This window comes from Pseudoclavibacter helvolus, assembly GCF_049707175.1.
Lineage (GTDB): Bacteria > Actinomycetota > Actinomycetes > Actinomycetales > Microbacteriaceae > Pseudoclavibacter > Pseudoclavibacter helvolus_A.
Genome location: NZ_JBNAFM010000006.1, coordinates 151,525 through 165,910, shown reverse-complemented (window position 1 = coordinate 165,910; position 14,386 = coordinate 151,525). Strand labels below are relative to the sequence as shown.

14 protein-coding genes are annotated in these 14,386 nt (G+C 69.1%); 10 read left to right on the top strand and 4 right to left on the bottom strand.

Features of this window, described 5'->3' with window-relative positions:
* Nucleotides 1-17 precede the first annotated feature (17 nt).
* The gene (locus ACPYN9_RS06975) at nucleotides 18-2,018 is read right to left on the bottom strand and encodes a beta-galactosidase (protein ID WP_424465141.1); all 2,001 of its coding nucleotides are present in this window, start codon (nucleotides 2,016-2,018) and stop codon (nucleotides 18-20) included.
* Between the two features lie 72 nt (nucleotides 2,019-2,090).
* Here ACPYN9_RS06975 and ACPYN9_RS06970 point away from each other — a divergent pair, with 72 nt between their 5' ends.
* Nucleotides 2,091-3,122, top strand: a complete 1,032-nt coding sequence (locus tag ACPYN9_RS06970) for an aldo/keto reductase (RefSeq protein WP_424465139.1) — start codon at nucleotides 2,091-2,093, stop codon at nucleotides 3,120-3,122.
* On the opposite strand, the gene ACPYN9_RS06965 is transcribed toward ACPYN9_RS06970, so the two are convergent.
* The gene (locus ACPYN9_RS06965) at nucleotides 3,119-4,021 is read right to left on the bottom strand and encodes a DNA-3-methyladenine glycosylase family protein (protein WP_424465137.1); all 903 of its coding nucleotides are present in this window, start codon (nucleotides 4,019-4,021) and stop codon (nucleotides 3,119-3,121) included. The two genes, ACPYN9_RS06970 and ACPYN9_RS06965, sit on opposite strands and share 4 nt — an antisense overlap.
* Nucleotides 4,014-4,379, bottom strand: coding sequence for a VOC family protein (locus ACPYN9_RS06960; protein ID WP_424465136.1), 366 nt, complete (start codon nucleotides 4,377-4,379; stop codon nucleotides 4,014-4,016). The genes ACPYN9_RS06965 and ACPYN9_RS06960 overlap by 8 nt, the downstream gene beginning before the upstream one ends.
* Before the next feature lie 65 nt (nucleotides 4,380-4,444).
* Between ACPYN9_RS06960 and ACPYN9_RS06955 the strand changes: the two genes are divergently transcribed.
* The 9 genes from ACPYN9_RS06955 to ACPYN9_RS06915 all read left to right on the top strand — a co-directional run bounded on the left by ACPYN9_RS06955 (nucleotide 4,445) and on the right by ACPYN9_RS06915 (nucleotide 13,423).
* Nucleotides 4,445-4,885: a MarR family winged helix-turn-helix transcriptional regulator gene (locus tag ACPYN9_RS06955; RefSeq protein ID WP_424465134.1), complete on the top strand. Its 441-nt coding sequence runs from the start codon at nucleotides 4,445-4,447 to the stop codon at nucleotides 4,883-4,885.
* A gap of 151 nt (nucleotides 4,886-5,036) precedes the next feature.
* Complete coding sequence (locus tag ACPYN9_RS06950) at nucleotides 5,037-5,537, top strand: Asp23/Gls24 family envelope stress response protein (protein ID WP_424465132.1); 501 nt, start codon at nucleotides 5,037-5,039, stop codon at nucleotides 5,535-5,537.
* 113 nt (nucleotides 5,538-5,650) lie between these two features.
* Nucleotides 5,651-5,803 carry a hypothetical protein gene (locus ACPYN9_RS06945; RefSeq protein ID WP_424465130.1) on the top strand — a complete coding sequence of 51 codons (153 nt, stop codon included), beginning with the start codon at nucleotides 5,651-5,653 and terminating at the stop codon, nucleotides 5,801-5,803.
* A 386-nt stretch (nucleotides 5,804-6,189) separates the two neighbouring features.
* The gene (nirB, locus tag ACPYN9_RS06940) at nucleotides 6,190-8,775 is read left to right on the top strand and encodes a nitrite reductase large subunit NirB (RefSeq protein ID WP_424465129.1); all 2,586 of its coding nucleotides are present in this window, start codon (nucleotides 6,190-6,192) and stop codon (nucleotides 8,773-8,775) included.
* Nucleotides 8,772-9,191, top strand: coding sequence for a nitrite reductase small subunit NirD (nirD, locus tag ACPYN9_RS06935; RefSeq protein WP_424465127.1), 420 nt, complete (start codon nucleotides 8,772-8,774; stop codon nucleotides 9,189-9,191). Before nirB ends, nirD begins: the two co-directional genes overlap by 4 nt.
* Nucleotides 9,188-10,423: a uroporphyrinogen-III C-methyltransferase gene (cobA, locus tag ACPYN9_RS06930; RefSeq protein ID WP_424465125.1), complete on the top strand. Its 1,236-nt coding sequence runs from the start codon at nucleotides 9,188-9,190 to the stop codon at nucleotides 10,421-10,423. Before nirD ends, cobA begins: the two co-directional genes overlap by 4 nt.
* The gene (locus ACPYN9_RS06925) at nucleotides 10,420-11,625 is read left to right on the top strand and encodes a uroporphyrinogen-III synthase (protein WP_424465124.1); all 1,206 of its coding nucleotides are present in this window, start codon (nucleotides 10,420-10,422) and stop codon (nucleotides 11,623-11,625) included. Before cobA ends, ACPYN9_RS06925 begins: the two co-directional genes overlap by 4 nt.
* Nucleotides 11,626-11,702: 77 nt before the next feature.
* Complete coding sequence (locus tag ACPYN9_RS06920) at nucleotides 11,703-12,422, top strand: sirohydrochlorin chelatase (RefSeq protein ID WP_424465122.1); 720 nt, start codon at nucleotides 11,703-11,705, stop codon at nucleotides 12,420-12,422.
* A gap of 146 nt (nucleotides 12,423-12,568) precedes the next feature.
* Nucleotides 12,569-13,423, top strand: coding sequence for a formate/nitrite transporter family protein (locus ACPYN9_RS06915; protein ID WP_424465120.1), 855 nt, complete (start codon nucleotides 12,569-12,571; stop codon nucleotides 13,421-13,423).
* A 59-nt stretch (nucleotides 13,424-13,482) separates the two neighbouring features.
* Here ACPYN9_RS06915 and ACPYN9_RS06910 read toward each other — a convergent pair whose 3' ends face one another.
* Nucleotides 13,483-14,262 carry a DUF6636 domain-containing protein gene (locus tag ACPYN9_RS06910; RefSeq protein ID WP_424465118.1) on the bottom strand — a complete coding sequence of 260 codons (780 nt, stop codon included), beginning with the start codon at nucleotides 14,260-14,262 and terminating at the stop codon, nucleotides 13,483-13,485.
* Between the last annotated feature and the right edge of the window lie 124 nt (nucleotides 14,263-14,386).

The following is a 14,386-nucleotide window of genomic DNA, read 5'->3' as shown; positions in this document are numbered from 1 at the left end:
ACGGGAACTCATTCGCCTCAGCCGCCGCTCCTGGCGACCCTGACGACGCGCACCCCGCCCGCCGGTACCGGGTCGCTGGCGGCGATCGCCTGGTCGGTGAGGAGGTCCTGACCCGCCACCCCGGCGCCCGCATCCTGCGCACCGTGGTTGATCTGGAACACGTAGTCGACGCCTGGTCCTCGCCGGACTACCGTCTCGACGTCGCTGACGGGGGAGGTGTCCACTCCCGCATCCTCGAGCACTCGCAGCACGAAGCTGTCGAGGTCGGTGCCGTCGAGTGCTGTTGCGACGTACCAGGCGGTGCCGCGACCGAAGTCGTTGCGAGTGACTGCGGGCCCGTCGACCCCTGGCCCGTCGGCGAAGGTGGTGATGGCCGCGGCGCCCTGGAGCTGGATGTCGTCGCTCCAGACGCGCCCCGTGGAGCCGTCGCTGAGCTGGACTCGCTCGCCAGCTCGCAGTGGGAGGAACTCTTCCACGACCAACCCCAGCACGTCGCGCAACTGCCCCGGGTACGGACCTGACGGCACGTTGTCGTTGGTCGAGACGATGCCGGAGAAGTACGAGAACGCGAGTGTGCCGCCCTGCGCCGCGTACTCGCGGAGGTTCTCAGCTGCCTGGTCCTCGATGAGGTACAGGGATGGTGCGAACACGGCGTCGTAGGCGCTGAGGTCGGCTGAGGGGTGCACGAAGTCGACCGTCACGCCGCGGCGCCAGAGGGCCGCGTAGAAGGCTTCGACGCGCTCCCGATGGTCGAGGTCGACGGATGGCCGCCAGTCGAGGTCCTGTGCCCAGAACGACTCCCAGTCCCAGGCGATCGCGACGCGTGCATCCACGGTCGAACCGAGCGCGGGGGTGAGTGCCGCGACGTCGGCCCCCAGGGCGACCGATTCTCGCCACTTCCGGGACGCTTCGCCGGCCTGCGGGATGAGGGCGGAGTGGAATTTCTCGGCGCCCCGCTGGCCCGCCCGGATCTGGAAGAACAGCACCCCGTCGGCGCCACGGGCGGCGTGCGCGAGGCTGTTGCGGCGCATCTCGCCGGGTCGCTTCGCGATGTTGCGGGGCTGCCAGTTGACGGCTGACGTGGAGTGTTCCATGAGGATCCAGGGCTTGCCGCGTGCGAGCGATCTGGTGAGGTCTGCGGCGAGAGAGAGCTGGATGTGGTTGTCGTCCTGCTCAGCGCTGAGGTAGTGGTCGTTGGCGACGATGTCGACCTCGTCGGCCCACTTCCACAGGTCGACGCTCGGGCACATGCCGGCCATGAAGTTCGTCGTGATCGGCTGCGGCGCGTGCGCTCGGATGGCGTCGCGTTCTGCGGTGAAGCACTCGAGGAGCGCCGCCGAGCTGAATCGGTGGAAGTCGAGACGGTGCGCGGGGTTGCTGGCGGTGCCGGAGCGGTGCGGGGCGTCGATCTCGTCCCAGGCACCGTAGCGTTGGCCCCAAAAATTTGTTCCCCACGCCGCGTTGAGCTCGTCGAGCGAGGAGTAGCGGCGCTGCAGCCAGAGCCTGAACGCTGCGACGGAGTACTCGTCATAGCTCTCCGTGATGGGCGCGCCGTACTCGTTGTGCACGTGCCAGAGCACAACGGCGGGATGCTGGGCGTATCGTTCCGCGAGCTTCGCGGCGATCGCGGTCGAGGCGCGGCGGTACTCGGGGGAGCTGGGGCTCACAATGCCCCGCGAGCCGAACGCGAGGGGGGTCCCGTCGCGGGTGACCGCGCGTGCGTGTGGGTACGCCCGACAGAACCAGGCGGGCGGGGATGCGGTCGGGGTGGCGAGATCAACGTCGATGTCGGCGGCATGGAGCCGATCGATGATCTCGTCGAGCAGGGAGAAGTCGTAGGTGCCTTCCTGCGGTTCGAGCAGGGCCCACGAGAAGATGCCGATGCTCACGAGGTTGACGCCGGCCTCCCGCATGAGGCGAATGTCGTCGTCCCAGACCTCGCGGGGCCACTGTTCGGGGTTGTAGTCGCCGCCGAAGCGGATGGTCTGGCGGCCGGGTATCCACGTCACTGTGCTCACCCGGTCGAGCTTACGTCATCGTAAGTCGAGCGGGTCATTGACTTACGAAAGCGAAAATGCGTGAATCGGTGCATGACTGACGCAGTTCGCGATCCCCATGCAGCCTCAGACGACCGATACGAGCGGATGCGCTACGCCCGGTCGGGGAGGAGCGGGCTCAAGCTCCCGGAGCTCTCGCTCGGCCTCTGGCACAACTTCGGGCGCGAGCGCCCGCTCCAAACGCAGCGGGCGATCGTCCGCCGCGCCTTCGATCTTGGCATCACGCACTTCGATCTGGCGAACAACTACGGCCCGCCTCCCGGCTCGGCGGAAGTGAACTTCGGGCGCATCCTCGCCGAGGATCTCGCCGACTACCGAGACGAGATCATCGTCTCGACGAAGGCCGGCTACCTGATGTGGCCGGGCCCATACGGCGAGTGGGGGTCGCGCAAGAGCGTGCTCTCCTCGCTCGATCAGTCCCTCGCGAGGCTAGGGCTCGACTACGTCGACATCTTCTACTCGCACCGCTTCGACCCGGAGACGCCGCTCGAGGAGACGATGGGGGCCCTCGCCACCGCGGTCACCTCGGGGCGGGCACTCTACGTCGGGGTCTCGAACTACGATCCGGCGCAGACGCGCGAAGCCGCACGCATCCTGGCCGGCCACGGTATCCCGCTCACCATCCACCAGCCGCGCTACTCCATGTTCGATCGCCACATCGAGGGAGGGTTGCTGCCTGTGCTGGACGAGATCGGCGCAGGCGGAATCGTCTTCTCGCCGCTCGCGCAGGGTCTGCTCACTGACCGCTACCTCGACGGCGAGGTGCCGGCGTCGTCACGCGCCGCGACCTCGACATTCCTGTCTGCAGCGGGCATCGACGAGGAGTACCTGGGGCGCGCTCGGGCACTGAATGCGATCGCCGGCGAGCGAGGGCAGACGCTCGCGCAGCTCGCGCTGAGCTGGGTGCTGCGCCATCCGCAGGTCACCAGCGCGCTCGTCGGCGCCTCGAGTGTCGCGCAGCTCGAGCAGAACGTCGCTGCCCTGGATGCGCCCGGGCTCACCGCCGAGGAGCTTGCCGCGATCGAGCCGCTGGCGGTAAGCGGTACCGGGCAGGTCTCGCGCTAGCCGACAAGCGGGCGGCGTGACGGGCTTCGGCCCCTCGCGATCTCGTGTGTCCGCTCTTCTCGGGACGCGCGCAGGTGGACGCCTGCCCAGGCGCGAAACGGACGCCACGCGTTCGTGATCTGCTCGAGGGTTCGGTCCGAGCCATACCGGTCGATGATCTCGGCTTCGAGGCGATGCTCGTGCTGCGGCAAGACGTCGGGAAAGTTGGCTCCTCGGATGACGATGAGCTCCGCTGCGAACGGGCCTATGCCGAGGATCCCACGCAGTTCGCGGAGAACCTCGACGGCTCCGAGGGAGCGAAGCCGTTCGCCTTGGAGTGCTCCGTCGAGGGCTGCCGTCGCGACGGCGCGCAGGTACTCCGGCTTCCGTCCAGGGAGGTGCAGGTCGAGCTTGCGCAGAGTTGCTGGTGCCGGGAAGGCGCCTCGATCACCGTGCTGTTCGGCGAGGCGTTTGGCGAGTGTTGCGGCCTGACGCATGGGCACGCGTTGCGACAGCACGGACCACACGGCGGCTTCGTAGGGGGAGTAGAAACCGCACGGTCGAAAGCCGGGGAGTTCCCGCTGCAGCTGGCCGATGATCGAGTCGCGTTCGCCGACCGCAGGCCATCCGCTCGCGTCGATATCCAACGACATGAAGCGCAGCACCTGTCGGACGGCGGCCTCGAGGTCGCCGTGGCCCTGCACGGTGATGTGAGCAGCTCCCGCTCGCTGGCTGATGGTGAAGGCGACGGGTTCCCAGTCGGTATCGCTGAGGAAGGTCGCGGTGATCTCGTCGCGGTCGCTCTGTGTGGCGAGTTCTGACGGGGCGAAGCCCTCCCAGAACCGACGACTCGTCGCCAGCGACCAGGGTCCCGCGACTTCCTCGAGGTGCTCGAGTCGCTGTGCCGGATGCTCAGGCACGGTCGTGGAGGGTGATCTGGTACCCGTCGGGGTCGGCGAACGTGAATGTGCGGCCGAACGGCCCATCAGTCGGGGTGGCAGTGATTTCGATGCCGTCCGCGACCATCGCGTCGTGGACAGCTTGTGCGTTCGGGGCGTGCATCCACACGCCCACCCCGCGGCCGAGCGGCGCGGCCTCGAGGTCGACGCCGGGAGCCGCATCCCGGACCGCGAAGGCGGCGGGCGCGGTGTCGAAGACGACCGCGTGCGGTGGTCCGGGTTGGCGTGCGAAGCCGAGGTACGTCTCGTAGAACCGAGCGGATGCCTCGATGTCGCGAACCTGCAGGGAGATGAAGCCGGGGCCGGATGCGTGTGCCATGATGTCTCGCTCTCGTTGTGTGTGTCAGTTAGCTGACATTGAGGAGTGTATGTCAGAATACTGACATGAGTCAACCGGGTCAGCAGATCGAACTGAACACTTCGCTCGGCTACCTGCTGAAGGAAACGGCAACCGCGCTTCGCCTCGCCATGGAAGCCGTCCTGCGTCCCCTCGGCATGACCATCACCCACTACTCGTGCCTCGAGCTGCTGGCGCAGCGGCCCGGCCTCTCGAACTCGGACCTGGCGCGCGGTGCGTTCGTCACGCGGCAGTCTATGAACGTGCTGTTGCAGGCCCTCGAGCGCGATGGCCTCGTCCGACGACCAGAGGAGGCCACCGCTGGACGCGTGCTCCCCGCAGAGCTCACCGACGCGGGTCGACGTCAGCTGCGCGAGGCGAGCGCCGCCGTGCGTGGCGTCGAGGACCGGATGAAGTCGGATCTGAGCGCGGAGGAGCGAGCGGCGCTCCAAGACCTCCTCACGAGGTGCGTGACGTCGCTCCGCTGACAACGAAGGAGTCTGCTCGCCGGATCACGTACCTGAGCGTCGTCTGGGAGACCAGCCCACTTTGTGACGCATCGCCCTTGGCGCGCGTCTCCTCTGTAACGCCCCAGTCAGGTGCACAGGCACCAGGGCTCGAACGTGAGGAGACCAGCACATGACGAACGCCACCCCCAACACCACCGCCGCTTCCAGCTCCGCCCCTGAGCCCAAGGCAGGCGTCACCCCGAAGACCGTCGCACCGTCCAGCCGCAACGGCTCCGATCTGGCCTCCGGCCCCGGCACGACCACGGTCGTCGACAGCGTCGTCGCTCGTGTTGCCGGCATCGCGGCACGCGAAGCCTACGGCGTCTACGACCTCGGTGGCGGCGCGGCCCGCGCGATCGGCGCCATCCGCAACGCCATCAACGCGACCGACCAGGGTCAGGGCGTGAGCGTCGAAGTCGGCGAGAAGCAGGTCGCCGTCGACGTCACCATCGTCGCCGAATACCCGGTCTCGCTGCAGGACGTCGCGAACGGCGTTCGCGCCGACGTGATCCGCGCGATCGAGTCCATCGTCGGCCTCGAGGTCACCGAGGTGAACGTCACGGTCAACGACGTGCACCTGCCGAGCGACGACAAGGCCGACGAGGAGCCCGCGGAGCCGCGCGTCCAGTAGTCGTGGTCGCGGTTCGGAGCATCCCCCGGTGCCCCGAGCCTCGCACCACCCCAGTCGGCCTGGCCGTCCAGAGACGGCCAGGCCGCCGCACTTAACGAGAAAGCAGGTCAACCATGTTCCTCCGCATCGTCACATTCGTGCTCGGAATTGTCGTCAAGAAGCAGAGCGCCAAGAAGAAGCGCCAGAAGCAGGCCGGGTCTCGGTCGAAGCACCACGGCCGGACCACGAAGCGCGGGGGTCGTGCGAGCCGCGGCCGCCGACGCTGACTCCTCCCACGCAGTCCCGCCGCGTTGTCCACGCCCCGTTGACCTCAGGCCGATCACCGCCCGCCGACCGTCGTGTCGGCGGGCGGTGCTGTGTGTCTGGGGCCCAACCCTGCCAGGCCCGAACGGCGGGGTCGTGATGTCCGATTTCTCACTTCTCACACCCTCGAGCGGTGGGTGTGCCGAGGAAGTTGCTTCTGGGAAACAGCAGCACGCGCCGCGTGAAACATGCGGTTTCTACGCTCTGTGCATGCCAGCGACCCCGCGTCGCCGTTCATTCACGGAGGAGCCACCATGCGCGCACCAAGTCGAGCTCGACGAGACGAGCTGTGATGACCCCGAAACAATTGCCGCACAACGACGAAACATCCGAGACCTACGCTCGCGACATGCTTCCCCCAGCGCCCCGCTCCCGCCACGTCGTGGTGATCGGTGCGGGCATGGTGGCGCACCGCTTCATCGAATCGCTGCGTGCACAGGACTCCGATGGCGTCTGGGCGATCACCGTCATCGGCGACGAGCCGTGGCGGCCCTACGACCGCGTGCAGCTCACCAGCACCTTCTCTGGGGTCGACCCCGCCGCGCTTGAGCTGGGCAGGCCACTCATGTGGTCGCACCCGAACGTCACGCTGCGGACCTCCGAGACGGTCACCAGCATCCACCCAGAGCACCGCACGGTCGTGACCTCGACGGGCGCGACCGAGCACTACGACGAGCTGGTCATCGCCACCGGCTCGTCGGCCGCGAAGCCGCCGATCTCGGGGGTGGATGCGCCCGGCGTGCACGTGTACCGCACCGTCCACGACGTGGTCGCGCTCAAGGCGGAAGTTGCCGAGTTGTCACAGCGGCTCGGCCGAACGGTACGCGGCGCGGTCGTCGGCGGTGGGCTCCTCGGCCTCGAGGCGGCCGGCGCCATGGTGGCCCTGGGTGCCGAGTGCACCGTCGTGCAGTCCTCCGGGCACCTCATGTCCGCGCAGCTCGACGCCGGCGGCGGTGAGGCGCTCCGGCTCCTCATCGAGCACCTGGGCGTCGACGTGCGCACCGGCTCGCGTGCGAGTGCCGTCGTGCTCGACGCCGACGGTCGCGCCGCCGGCCTCGAGTTCCCGAACGGCGAACCGGAGATGGCAGACCTCGTCGTCTTCGCCGTCGGCATCAAGCCCCGAGACGAGCTCGCCCGAGGCTCAGGGCTCATCCTCGGCGCTCGCGGTGGGATCGAGGTCGACGAAGCGTGCCGCGCATCCGCCGCCAACATCTCGGCGATCGGCGAAGTCGCCTCGATCGACGGAGAGTGCTTCGGGCTGGTCGCTCCCGGCTACTCGATGGCCGAGGTCGTCGCGAACCGACTCACCGGGGGAGCGGCCACCTTTCCCGGCGTAGACCTCTCGACGAAGCTCAAACTCACCGGCGTCGACGTGGCGAGCTTCGGCGACGCCTTCGCGGAGTCACCGGGTGCGCTCGAGGTCACCTACGCCGACCCAGTCGGCGGGGTGTACAAGAAGCTGGTCATGTCCGACGACGGCAAGGTGCTGCTCGGCGGCATGCTCGTGGGAGACGCATCGGCCTACACGTCGCTGCGGCCCATGGTGGGCCGTGAGCTCGGCACCGACCCCGCCGCCTACCTGCTGCCCGCGGACGGCATGCCGGAGGTCGGCGGCGATCTGCCGGACGACGCCACGGTCTGCTCGTGCAACAACGTCTCCGTCGGGGCGGTCCGCGGCGCGGTCACCGAGCACGCCTGCACCGACCTCGCCGGCGTCAAGGCCTGCACCAACGCGGGCACCGCCTGCGGCTCGTGCGTGCCGCTCGTCAAGAAGATCTTCTCGACCGAGCTCGCCAAGACAGGCGTCGAAGTCAGCAACGCGCTCTGCGAGCACTTCGCGCTCTCGCGGGCCGGGCTCTTCGACGCCGTGCGCGTGACCGGCCTCTCCACCTTCACCGCCATCATCGAACGGCATGGCAACGGCGGCCGAGGCTGCGACATCTGCCGACCGGTCGTGGCCTCCATCCTCGCCTCGCTCGGCAACGGGCACATCCTCAAGGGCGAGCAGGCGGCGCTGCAGGACACCAACGACCACGTCATGGCCAACATGCAGAAGGACGGCACCTACTCGGTGGTCCCACGCATCCCTGGCGGCGAGGTCACGCCGGACGGGCTCATCGCCATCGGCGCCGTCGCCAAAGAGTACGGCCTCTACACGAAGATCACCGGTGGCCAGCGCATCGACCTCTTCGGCGCCCGCATCGAGCAGCTCCCCGAGATCTGGAAGAAGCTCATCGACGCCGGCTTCGAGTCGGGTCAGGCCTACGGAAAGGCGCTGCGCAACGTGAAGTCGTGCGTCGGTTCCACCTGGTGCCGGTACGGGGTGCAGGACTCGGTCGCCATGGCCATCTTCCTCGAGCTCCGCTTCCGGGGGCTCCGCTCGCCCCACAAGCTCAAATTCGGGGTCTCGGGATGCGCGCGCGAGTGTGCGGAGGCACGAGCCAAGGACGTCGGCGTCATCGCGACCGAGAAGGGCTGGAACCTCTACGTGGGCGGCAACGGCGGCTTCACGCCCCGTCACGCCGAGCTCCTCGTCGAGGACCTGAACGACGAGCAGCTCATCACCGCCATCGACCGCTTCATCGGCTACTACATCCGCACCGCCGACCGCATGCAGCGCACCGCGCGCTGGATCGAGGACCTCGAGGGAGGCATCGACACGCTTCGCGCGGTCGTGCTCGAGGACAGCCTCGGCATCGCCGCCGACCTCGACGCGATGGTCGCCAACCACGTCGACAACTACAAGGACGAATGGCAGGAGGCGCTCAACGACCCGGAGGTCATGCAGCGGTTCGTCTCGTTCGTCAACGCCCCCACCACCCCAGACCCCTCGCTCGGCTACGTGCCAGAGCGCGGCCAGCTTCGCCCCGCGAACGCCACAGACCGCAGCGCCGGCACCGTGATCGCAGGAACGACCTTGGAGGTCCGACGATGACCATCGCATTCGATACCAGAGGCGAGCAGCTCGAGCAGCCGGTCGCAGGCACCAGCGGCCGGTGGATCGCGGTCTGCCCGCTCGAGGCGCTCCACCCGGAACGCGGGGTGGCCGCCATCCTCGACGGCACCCAGATCGCGCTGTTCCGCCTCGGCGGCGACCGGGTCTTCGCGGTGCAGCAGGCCGATCCCTACTCGGGATCGCAGGTCATGAGCCGCGGACTCGTCGGCACGCGAGGCGGCCGAGTCACCGTCGCCTCCCCGATGTTCAAGCAGGTCTTCGACCTCGAGACCGGCGAGTGCCTCGACACCGTCGGCAAGGAGGAACGGGCCCTCATCACCTACCCCGTGCGACTCGAAGCCGGCACCGTGCACGTCGACATGAGCTCGGCGATCGACGGCGGGCAGCAGCGATGAGCACGCTCATGGCGCTCGACTTCGCCGGCCGCGATGTGCTCATCGTCGGCGCCGGCGCCGTCTCAGCCCGACGCGCCCAGAAGTTCGTCACGGCCGGCGCATCCGTCACCGTCGTCGCCCCGGAGCTCGGCGGCACCCTCGGCGGACTTGTCGCCGACGGGCTCGTCACCTGGCTCCAAGAGCCCGTGCGCGCCGACCACCTTGACGGCGTCTGGTTCGTGCACACCGCGACGGGGGACCGGGCGGCCGACCTGCTTGTCGCTGACTGGGCCAACGAGCGCCGCGTGTGGTGCGTGAATGCCAGCGACGCATCCGCTGGCAGCGCCAAGACGCCGGCCACCTCCGACGCCGGGGCCGTCGAGATCGGCGTCGTCTCCAAAGAAGGCGCCGACCCGCGCCGAAGCCGCCACATCTGCGACCAGCTCGCCGAGGGACTTCGCTCCGGAGCCGTGGACCTGCGCCGCCACCGCAAGGGCACCGGCCGCGTCGTGCTCGTCGGCGGCGGGCCGGGCGACGCCGACCTCATGACGCTCCGCGGCCGCCGCGCGCTCGCGGAAGCCGATGTCGTCGTGACCGACCGACTCGGGCCCCGATCGGTGCTCGCCGAGCTGCCTGCCGATGTCGAGATCGTCGACGTCGGCAAGCAGCCCAAGCATCACCCGGTGCCGCAAGAGGAGATCAACCGCATCCTCGTCGAGAAGGCCAAGCAGGGGCTCGTGGCTGTTCGGCTCAAGGGCGGCGACCCCTTCGTGTACGGGCGAGGCGGCGAGGAGGTGCTCGCCTGCAACGCCGAGGGCATCGGCGTCGAGGTCGTCCCCGGCATCAGCAGCTCCATCTCGGTCCCCGCCGCGGCGGGTATCCCCGTCACCCACCGAGGGGTCGCGAACTCGTTCCAGGTGGTGACGGGCCACCAGCGGCTCGGCGCGGAGCTGCTCCGCTCGGTGAAGGGCGAGAACTGCACGCTCGTGGTCCTGATGGGCGTGTCAGCCCTCGGTCGCATCTGCGGTGAGCTGGTGGATGCGGGAGTCCGCGACGACATGCCGGTCGCCATCATCGAGAACGGGCACACGCCCAGACAGCGCGTCACACGGGGGAGCCTTCGCACCATCGATGCGACGGCGCGCTCCGTCGGCGTCGAGAACCCCGCGATCATCGTCATCGGCGAGGTCGCCCAGTTCGGTCTCCTGCAGGCAACCCGTCAGCTCCAAGAACAGGACGCATTGTCAGCATGAGCCTCCCAACAGCGAGCGGAGTGCGCGGCCGCGCACCTCAGGAACAGCACCTGGCCGGCGTCGTGGTTGTCGTGACCAGCGACCGCCGGTCTGGTGAGCTCGCGACGGCGCTCGAGCGTCGCGGGGCCATCATCCGCCACTCGCCGTCGCTCAGCATGACCGCCGTCGAAGACGACGCCGAGCTCCTGGACGCGACCAAGCGGGTCATCGCCACTCCGCCCGACATCGTGGTGGCCACCACGGGCGTTGGGTTCCGCGGCTGGATCGATGCGGCGGATGCGCACGGCCTGGCCGAAGAGCTGCTCGCCGTACTCGCCCGCGCACGCATCGTCGCCCGAGGGCCGAAGGCGCGAGGTGCGATCCAGGCGGCCGGCCTCAACGCCGACTGGGTCGCCGAGTCGGAGACGTCCGCCGAGCTCGCGCAGTTCCTCCTCGCCGAAGGCGTCGAGGGGGCCCGAATCGCCCTCCAGCACCACGGATCGGGCGCCGACGGCCTCGACGAGGAGTTTGCGGCCGCCGGAGCCGATGTCGAGAGCCTTATCGTCTACAAGTGGGGGCCGCCAGCGGACCCCGCGCTGCTCGCCCGCTGGGCGCACAAAGCTGCCGACGGCGAGGCCGACGCGATCGTGTTCACCTCCGCCCCCGGCGTATCTGCCTGGCTCGACTCCTTCGCACCGCAGGGTGCGGCAGCAGCCCGGCCCGGGCAGGACGCGGACGGTGAGGAAGCGCAGGACGACGCCTTCGAGCGGCTCAAGGCGCGCAGCCGAGACGGATCACTCGTGACGGTCGCCGTCGGCCCCATCACCGCGGCGCCGCTTCGAGCCGTCGGCATCGAACCCGTCGTGCCCAAACGTGGCCGCCTCGGCGCGCTCATCCGCGAACTCATCGAGTACTACGCGCAGCGGTCGGGCGAGGGCATCGAGACCGAAGCAGGCAGGCTCTTCCTCCGCTCCAGCTGCGCCGTGATCGGCGACGACGTCGTCGAGCTCTCACCCGGTGCGCTGCGAGTCCTGCGGCTCCTGGCCGCCAACCCGGGCGGCGTCGTCAGTCGCGAGCAGATCCTCTCCCGGCTCCCCGGCAACCCGACGACGAACCACGCCGCCGACGTCGCCGTCGCACGCCTCCGCGAGTCGTTCGGCGACCGAGCCATCGTGCAGACCGTCGTGAAGCGCGGCTACCGGCTGCGCATCCGCACGTCGTGAACGACTGACCCACCCCCACCGACGCCAACACTGCCGACGCGAGCACCCCCCTCAGAGACCACCGAGAGCGAGCCGGAATGAACGAGCAGCCCCCACGCCCGACGATTCTCGTCGGCGCCTCCCACGGCACCGACAACACCGACGGCCAGGCCGTCGTCCGCGAGCTGCTGCGCCGCGTGCAAGCCATGCGGCCAAGCGTGCAGGTCGTTGAAGCGTTCGTCGACGTCCAGCAGCCGAGCCTTGTCGACGTGCTCGCCGGGCTCCCCGCCGACGCAGACGTCGTGGTCGTCCCCGTCCTGCTCACCGTCGGCTTCCACACCCAGGTCGACATCGCGGAAGCCGCAGCGGCGCGACCGCACACGACGGTCGCGGGTCCCCTCGGGCCCGACACCAGGCTCTCGCAGCTGCTCTGGGAGCGGTTTACCCAAGCTGGCGGCAGTGCCGACGACGGAGTCGTCATTGCCGTCGCAGGCTCGACCGCGGCCGCCGCCGTGCCCCGCTTCCACGAGCTGCGCGAACAGTTCAACGCGATCGGAGGAGCGGAGGCGCTGCTCGGCTACGGTGCAGCGCTCGCTCCGCGAGTGCCGGCCGCCGTCGAGCTCGCCAGGGACGGGGACGGCGAGGGGCCACGCCGAGTGAGCATCGCGAGCTACCTCCTCACCCCGGGGTTCTTCCACGACCGAGTCGCGGAAGCCGGGGCAGACATCGTCGCGGCGCCCCTCGGCGTCGACGACCGCGTCGCACAGATCATCCTCGAGCGTTTCGACGCTGCCGTCCCCACACCCGCATCCGTCTGAGCCCGCTTCTCACAGCCCTCCGTCGAGTCCGAGAGGGAACAGAAACCAGAACGCACCGCACGAGCCACGGGGCCGAAACCGCGCCCGAATAGCTTGTCGACAGAGGCCGAAAGGCCGCAGCGCATCGCCACAGCGAAAGGGAACCCGTGTCCTACGTCAAGCCGAACGACCTCGTCACCACCATGATCGACGCCGGAGAGACCAAGATCTTCCTGTCGAGCCGCGACACCATCATCCGCTCCGCCATGGGCGGCGCCTTCCTCACCATCGCGGCCGCCTTCGCCGTCACGGTCAGCGTCACGACCGGCTCCCCGCTGCTCGGCGCGCTGCTCTTCCCGGTCGGCTTCATCATGCTGTACCTGCTCGGCTACGACCTCCTCACCGGGGTGTTTGTGCTCGGCCCGCTCGCCTGGCTCGACAAGCGCCCCGGCGTCACGCTGCGCGGGGTGCTGCGCAACTGGGGGCTCGTGTTCGTCGGCAACTTCATCGGAGCTTTCGTCATCGCGGTCCTCATGGCCATCGTGGTCACCTACGGCTTCTCCACGCCGCCCAACGAGGTCGGCGAGGCCATCGGACACATTGGCGAAGGGCGAACCGTCGGCTACGCAGAGCACGGCGCATCCGGCATGCTCACGCTCTTCGTCCGAGCCGTGCTCTGCAACGCCATGGTCGCGACCGGGGTGGCCCTGGCCATGATCTCGAAGAGCGTCGCCGGCAAAGTCATCGCCATGTGGATGCCCATCATGCTGTTCTTCTTCATGGGCTTCGAGCACTCCATCGTGAACATGTTCCTGTTCCCCTCGGGGCTGCTGCTCGGCGCGGACTTCACGATCATGGACTACCTCATCTGGAACGAGATCCCCACGGTGGTCGGCAACCTCGTCGGCGGCCTGCTCTTCGTCGGCCTCCCGCTCTACTACACGCACGGCCGCACCGGATCCACGCGTGCGCTCGCCCCGAAGAGTGCGGACACCGAGGCGAAGACCCCGGCCTCCGTGTAGCGCCGCGGAGGCGCGGCGCGCGGGATCCGCTCTGCGCATCCGCGGACCCGCGACCGGGCTCAGCCGAAGAGCTCGTAGTCGTCGCGGCTCACCTCGAACCCCTTGCCGGTGACGAGGTTTGCGCAGGTCATGCCGTCGTACGCCGACTTGCACCGGTAGTCGCCGTACTGCACCGACGTGTCGTAGGGGAGCACGGAGACCGCGGGGAGCGGTGAGATGCCGAGCTCAACCGTCTCCATGTACGACGGCTCGCCGCGGCAGTCGCCGTAGGCCATCTCCGAACCGGCGATGACTGCCGACCCGCCCTTCTGCCCAAGGTGCAGGCAATTGTCGTCGGCACGGAGCTCGGAGGGTCGCGTGTCGGGGTGCACAGCGAGCTCGCAGGCGGCGACCTCGGCGCCTGGGCGCCACGACTCTAAGCGAGTCTTCGGCTGGTCGCTGCGCGGGTTCGCCGGTGAGACGCCGATCATGCAGTAGATGTTCCCGGTCGGCGAGAGGAACCTGAGGGTTCCGCTCTCCACCATCAGGTCGCCTGGGCGTGCCTGGACTGGCGCCGAAGTGCGCTGCTCGGCCGACGTGCCGGTGGAGACGCCGCCCCCTTCGCCGGCGGGCGCCTGACCGCCGTCGGGCCCTGGGACGGGCGGCGCGGTGAGCAGCTCGTCGGTCGCGTTGCCGCTCGTGTTCGCCGTCTGCTGGGCGGGGTCGTCCGCGTGCACGGAGGCGGTCGGGGCTGCGCCGGGCTGCTCGTCGACGGATGCGCATCCGCTGAGCAGCAGCAAGGCTGCGGTGGCGAGGGTGGCCGTGAGGGGCCTGCGGTGGTGCCGGGGTGAGGTCTGCACGTCGCGAGTCTAGGGAGACGCCACGCAACGCGGCAGGCCCCGGATATCCGGCGCAAATACGGGCCTCGGCAGCAGTCCGCCGCGCGCGGGCCAACGCAAACGGCCCCGCGTCCCAGCGGTTGCC

Excerpts from the sequence above, each read along its gene's own strand:
- ACPYN9_RS06955 (WP_424465134.1), top strand. The coding sequence starts at position 4,445 with ATGAGTCAACCGGGTCAGCAGATCGAACTGAACACTTCGCTCGGCTAC.
- cobA (WP_424465125.1), top strand. The coding sequence starts at position 9,188 with ATGAGCACGCTCATGGCGCTCGACTTCGCCGGCCGCGATGTGCTCATC.
- ACPYN9_RS06950 (WP_424465132.1), top strand. The coding sequence starts at position 5,037 with ATGACGAACGCCACCCCCAACACCACCGCCGCTTCCAGCTCCGCCCCT.
- nirB (WP_424465129.1), top strand. The coding sequence starts at position 6,190 with ATGCTTCCCCCAGCGCCCCGCTCCCGCCACGTCGTGGTGATCGGTGCG.
- ACPYN9_RS06960 (WP_424465136.1), bottom strand. The coding sequence starts at position 4,379 with ATGGCACACGCATCCGGCCCCGGCTTCATCTCCCTGCAGGTTCGCGAC.
- ACPYN9_RS06925 (WP_424465124.1), top strand. The coding sequence starts at position 10,420 with ATGAGCCTCCCAACAGCGAGCGGAGTGCGCGGCCGCGCACCTCAGGAA.
- nirD (WP_424465127.1), top strand. The coding sequence starts at position 8,772 with ATGACCATCGCATTCGATACCAGAGGCGAGCAGCTCGAGCAGCCGGTC.
- ACPYN9_RS06920 (WP_424465122.1), top strand. The coding sequence starts at position 11,703 with ATGAACGAGCAGCCCCCACGCCCGACGATTCTCGTCGGCGCCTCCCAC.
- ACPYN9_RS06945 (WP_424465130.1), top strand. The coding sequence starts at position 5,651 with ATGTTCCTCCGCATCGTCACATTCGTGCTCGGAATTGTCGTCAAGAAG.
- ACPYN9_RS06970 (WP_424465139.1), top strand. The coding sequence starts at position 2,091 with ATGACTGACGCAGTTCGCGATCCCCATGCAGCCTCAGACGACCGATAC.